Below are 4,923 nucleotides of genomic sequence, written 5' to 3'. Positions count from 1 at the left end.
GAGGGCAGCAGGGGCACTATCCGCTCCCACTGCTCGTCGGTGAACTGGCGAAATCGTGACTTCGTCTGTCCCATACGGCCACGGTCTCGCGGGTCACCGCTCAGCTATGGGAGACACGCCCTAGTGGCCGCTGCAGCCATCTCGGTGTCCTCCAGCCTTGGAAATCGCGTCGTGCTCGCTCCTGGTCGGTTCAATGCTGAGCCGATTGGATCCCAGGAGCGTGTAGTGGCGGGTTAATGGCCGTGGCCACCGGGCATTGCGAACATCATCAGGCCCATCATCGCCACGCACAGCGCGCCAAACACGATCACTCCGGTGCCTGCGACCCCGGTCACCAGCAGGACCCCGACAAGAACGAGCATCGGGACACAACACGCGAGCATCATCCAACGATGACCGGAGCGTCCGGGCTTCGAGGGCTCGGGCGGGTACTGCTCTTCCAGAGGCCCATCGCTGTAGGGGGAAGCCGACCCCGCAACGGGGGGCTGATCAGGGGGCGCGTCTAGTGGCTGGCGCCGTCGCTCCTGGGGTGATTGCTCGCTCATGAGGGGTGTCCTTTCCGAAGCGGGAGGCGGCCCAATTTTTTGTACAGTGGACAGTGCCCGGTCCCACCAGTGACGATCAGGTCCAGACCAGCCACGATCAACAACAGCTCCACGATCACCGCGCCCGTGGAGTCCGCCTGGCTGAGCAGAATTCCTCCGCCAACGACACCGAGAAGACCCAACACGATGCGAGCGCCCCTTTCGATAGGGGTGATGTTGATACTCCATCTCGCCTGCATCGTTTCCTCCTGGGTGCTCGATCCAGCCCCGAGTGCACGGGACCATTGATCGGTACACCCCCAATCTGCCAAGTGTTTGTGAAGGACGAACTGTCCTTCACGTGAAGGTTCGGTGAAGCCGGTACGGCGTGTGCCACAAGTGTGGGGAGATGCGCGCCTCAACGCGCTCAGCGGACGCGCGTCGTGCGGCCTGAATCGCGCTGGGTTGGTTGGAGTCTCTGGTGTGCTCTGTGTTCTCACTGGTGTTGGTGGTGTCGCACGGCGAGCCACTGGGCGAGGACGATGGCTAGGGCCACTAGCGCGGTGGTGACGAGGGTGAACGGGTCCGATTGGCTCTTGGTGAGCAGGAAGGGCACCAGTACCGCGAGGTCAAGGATGATCGCGAGCAACGGGATCCAGGAGTTGGCGGCGACGTCGTTTTTGAGACGGCGGATGATCCCGAAGTGGATGGCAATGTCCATGGCCAAATACAAGATAGCGCCAAGGGAGGCGATCTGGGAGAGGTCGAAGAAGGCGGCCATCACGATCGCCAGCCCGGCGGTGATGTAGAGCGACTGATGTCCTGGCCGGCCGGGCAGGCCCGGGGCTTGGCCCATTTCTCGGAGCATGTCGTAGAGCTTCGAGACTGAGAATAGGCTCGCGATCAGTCCAGACAGTGTGGCGACCACCGCGATAAGCACGGTTATTCTCATGCCCCAGTCGCCGAACATCGGCTGGGCTGCTTCGGCCAGTGCGTAGTCGCGGGCCTCGATGATCTCTGGCACGGTCAGGCTCGCAGTGACTGCGACGGTGATCAATAGATAGAGCGCCGTGCACAGGGCGATGGAAATAATGATTGAGCGGCCGATATTGCGCTTGGGGTTCTTCAGATCCCCGCCGTGGTTGGTGATCGTGGTGAACCCCTTGTACGCCAGGATGCATAGGGTGACACCGGCGAGAAAGCCCACCCATCCCTGGTCTGGTGGCGTGCGTCCAGCGGCGGTAATGAGCCGGGGCAGGGAGGAGAGTCCCGCGGCGAGGATTCCCGCGATCGCCAGCACCGCGATGCCGACGATCTTGAGCGCTGCGGTGACCGTGGCAGAGCGCTCCACTAGTTGGTTGCCCACCAGGTTCACCAGTGCGGCGCCGGCGATGGCGAGGACGGCCAGCACCGGGACCCACACGTCGGAGTCCTGCATCCCGAACGGTCGCAGCATGTAGGTACCGAAGGTTCGGCCGAGAAGGGACTCGGCGAGGATCATCGACACGTACATGAACAGCGAAACCGAGCCAGCCACGACCCCGGGTCCATACGCGGCTTTGAGTTGCATCGCGATTCCGCCCGAGGAAGGGTTGGTGGCTGAGTAGCGGATGTAGGAGTAGGAGCTGAAGGCCACCACCACTGCCCCGGCAAGGAAGGCCCACGGCATCCACCCCCCGGCCAGCTCGGCGACCTGCCCTACCAGGGCGAAAATGCCCGCCCCGATCATCACCCCCGTCCCGAGCGCAACGGATCCAGTGAGGGTCAGTGAGTTCGAGGACTGGGCGCTGCGATCCATGCGGTACCGTACTTTCTTCTCGTCGGGCGGGGTTGGCGGTGTGCTTGCGGTCGGGTGCGCCGAGTTTAGCGGGCCAGGATCGTGCCCATCATGCCGAGGTCCTCGTGGTCGAGGATGTGACAGTGGTAGACGGTGCGGCCGACGATGTCGTCGAAGGCCACGCGGATGGTGACGCGGCCGAAGGCCGGAATGTTGACCACGTCCTGCCAGGTGGGTGACTCGCCGTCGTCGAGGACTTGCATGGGCCACACGTGCAGGTGCATTGGGTGGTCCATGGGGCTGGTGTTGGTCAGGGTCCATTCCTCCACAGTTCTGGCGCGAACCGTGATGTCGTTTCGGTCGGCGTCGAACTGTCGGCCGTTGATGGTGAACGACATCATCGATTCGGCTCCGCGCATCCCACGGCCCATGCCCATGCCCATGGCGAATTCCAGGGTTCGACGGGCAGTTACCGGTGCGGTGCGCAGGTCCCGCAGGGCCGGTCCTGCGGGCACGGGATCGGGTTCGTCCGCCGGGGGCCCAGTCACGTCCAGCGTGAGCAGACCGATCGGCTCGTCGTCCGCCGGGAACGCACCGGCCATGGGTCCGCCCATCATGCCAGGCATGGCGCCGCGGTCCACCGGGATGCTGAGCAGAGTGGAGGTGCCCTGGCGAGCGTCCACCAGGAGTTCGACTCTGTTTCCGGGAGCCAGCGTCACCTCGGTGAGGTCGACAGGTTCGGGTAGGCGGCCGGTGTCACGGCCGAGCAGGCGCAGAGACTGACCATCCAGGGTCAGGCGCAGGTAGCGGGACGGGCAGGCGTTGACGATCCGCCACTGCTCTCGCTCTCCCGGCGAAGCGGTGGCCCGGGGCCGAACCTGGCCGTTGACCATCACTATCTCGCCTTGACGGCCCATCATCTTCTCGGGCGGGGACGCGGCAGCCGGGTTGCCAGTGCCGTCGAGGGTGATGTCGGAGACGACCAAGGTGCGCTCACGGGACACCGGGACCGGCTCGGGGTCCTCAACAACGATCGCTCCGTAGAGTCCGGCCGCCAGTTGGTCAGCGACATGGCCGTGGTGGTGGGGGTGGTACCAGAAAGTCCCGGGCGGGTGGTCGTTTGGCAGGACGATTTCGTAGTCGAAGGACTCGCCGGGGGAGATGCTGACGAAGGGGTTGTCGCCATTGCCCTCGGGGGAGACGTGCAACCCGTGTACGTGCAGGTTGGTCGGGGTGTCGAGTTCGTTGGCAATCGCCACTCGGATCGTGTCTCCGCCCCGAACGCGCAGGGTGGGGCCTGGGAGTGTGCCGTTGAACGCCTGCACGTTTGCGTTTCGCCCGCCGATCTTGACCCGGGCGGGGGCGGCGACCAACTCCAGATCGAGCACACCGTCCCGACTGGCCACCACGTCCGGCTCGAGAAGGTCGTCACCACCGTCGGAGAAGCCACCACTGTTCGTGGTGTTGCCCTCACTGACGGTCCACCACAGGCCGGCCCCGCCCACGGCGGCGGTGCCGGCCCCTGCCAAACCCAGTGCGAGGAGCTGCCGTCGGGTCAGCTCGCTCACTGCCGTCCCTCGCCCAGAGTGTGTAGTCGCTCCCGGTACTCCTCGGTGGTTAGCTCTCCACGGGCGTAGCGTTCGTCCAGGATCTCTCGCGGCTGGCGCGGGCGTTCCCCGGTTTTGACATGCTCATGCCCTCCGGTCTGGCCCCGGCCGCCGGTGAACGCTTTCGCCAGGACGACGGTGACCACCACCGTGCCCAGAATGACCAAGAGCCAGAAGATCCACATCCAGCCCATTCCCGAACCCATCCCGTTGTTCCACATCATCGCGATCGTCCTTCGCTACTTCTCAGTCCCGAGCGTGTGGCCCGCCGGTGTCTGGGGGGTGGTGGCGCCGGGTGCGGGGCGTGGCGGTCGGTCTGGAGACCGTGGATCGGCATCGGCACCGAGGGTCTGGGTGTGGAGCAGCACGTGCAGGATTCAGCGATCGCTTCCAACGGAAGGTTACTGCGAGGCTGGATAGACATCTTCTCCTCTTCATATTCGTTGCTGGTGCTCACTGGAACACCTCCAATTATACCCCTATGGGGTATGTGGGGTAGGTGGTTGAACCCGGCTCACCCATCGATTGGTCCCTGGGTGTCTCACGCCTGGGGAGCGGTCCCTGTCAGGGCGACAATGAGGCAGAGCACGCTGGCCCAGAACACGCCCAGGCCAATGGCCACCACGGTTACACTCGCCCACTCCATACCGCGCCCCTGTCTTCCGGTCGAGTTCCACATTGGCCGGTACGCCCGCGTATTTGTGTGGAGATCAGGTGGAGGTCTGATCAAGAATTTCCGCTGGCGAGCTGACACTCAGGACAGGCTGGAACGATCGAGACCATGGTGGAGAACCCTCGTGCCCTCGAAGATGGGGGAAATTTGGGGAAGGGTGAGTTCGCAGAAACTACAGCTCGGCATCGTTTAGTGGCCCTTCATAGTGAAGGGCCCGTTTAGGGCGTGTCTCCCATAGCTGAGCGGTGACCCGCGAGACCGTGGCCGTATGGGACAGACGAAGTCACGATTTCGCCAGTTCACCGACGAGCAGTGGGAGCGGATAGAGCCCCTGCTGCCCTC

The 4,923-nt window shown here is 64.2% G+C and carries 5 protein-coding genes; all 5 read right to left on the bottom strand.

Annotated features, from left to right (window positions below):
• Nucleotides 1-233: 233 nt before the first annotated feature.
• Nucleotides 234-545 carry a hypothetical protein gene (locus KVY23_RS24680; protein ID WP_003862073.1) on the bottom strand — a complete coding sequence of 104 codons (312 nt, stop codon included), beginning with the start codon at nucleotides 543-545 and terminating at the stop codon, nucleotides 234-236.
• Nucleotides 542-784, bottom strand: a complete 243-nt coding sequence (locus KVY23_RS24675) for a DUF2892 domain-containing protein (RefSeq protein ID WP_076599981.1) — start codon at nucleotides 782-784, stop codon at nucleotides 542-544. The genes KVY23_RS24680 and KVY23_RS24675 overlap by 4 nt, the downstream gene beginning before the upstream one ends.
• A gap of 236 nt (nucleotides 785-1,020) precedes the next feature.
• On the bottom strand, nucleotides 1,021-2,322 hold the full coding sequence (locus KVY23_RS24670; RefSeq protein ID WP_206499037.1) for an APC family permease: 1,302 nt from the start codon (nucleotides 2,320-2,322) through the stop codon (nucleotides 1,021-1,023).
• 65 nt (nucleotides 2,323-2,387) lie between these two features.
• On the bottom strand, nucleotides 2,388-3,869 hold the full coding sequence (locus KVY23_RS24665; protein ID WP_096905124.1) for a multicopper oxidase family protein: 1,482 nt from the start codon (nucleotides 3,867-3,869) through the stop codon (nucleotides 2,388-2,390).
• Entirely contained in the window at nucleotides 3,866-4,132 is a 267-nt protein-coding gene (locus KVY23_RS24660) for an SHOCT domain-containing protein (RefSeq protein ID WP_003862069.1), read from the bottom strand. Before KVY23_RS24660 ends, KVY23_RS24665 begins: the two co-directional genes overlap by 4 nt.
• Nucleotides 4,133-4,923: the final 791 nt, after the last annotated feature.

The organism is Rhodococcus sp. I2R, from assembly GCF_020889545.1.
In the GTDB taxonomy this organism is placed as follows: domain Bacteria; phylum Actinomycetota; class Actinomycetes; order Mycobacteriales; family Mycobacteriaceae; genus Rhodococcoides.
This window is presented reverse-complemented; position numbering and strand designations above follow the sequence as displayed.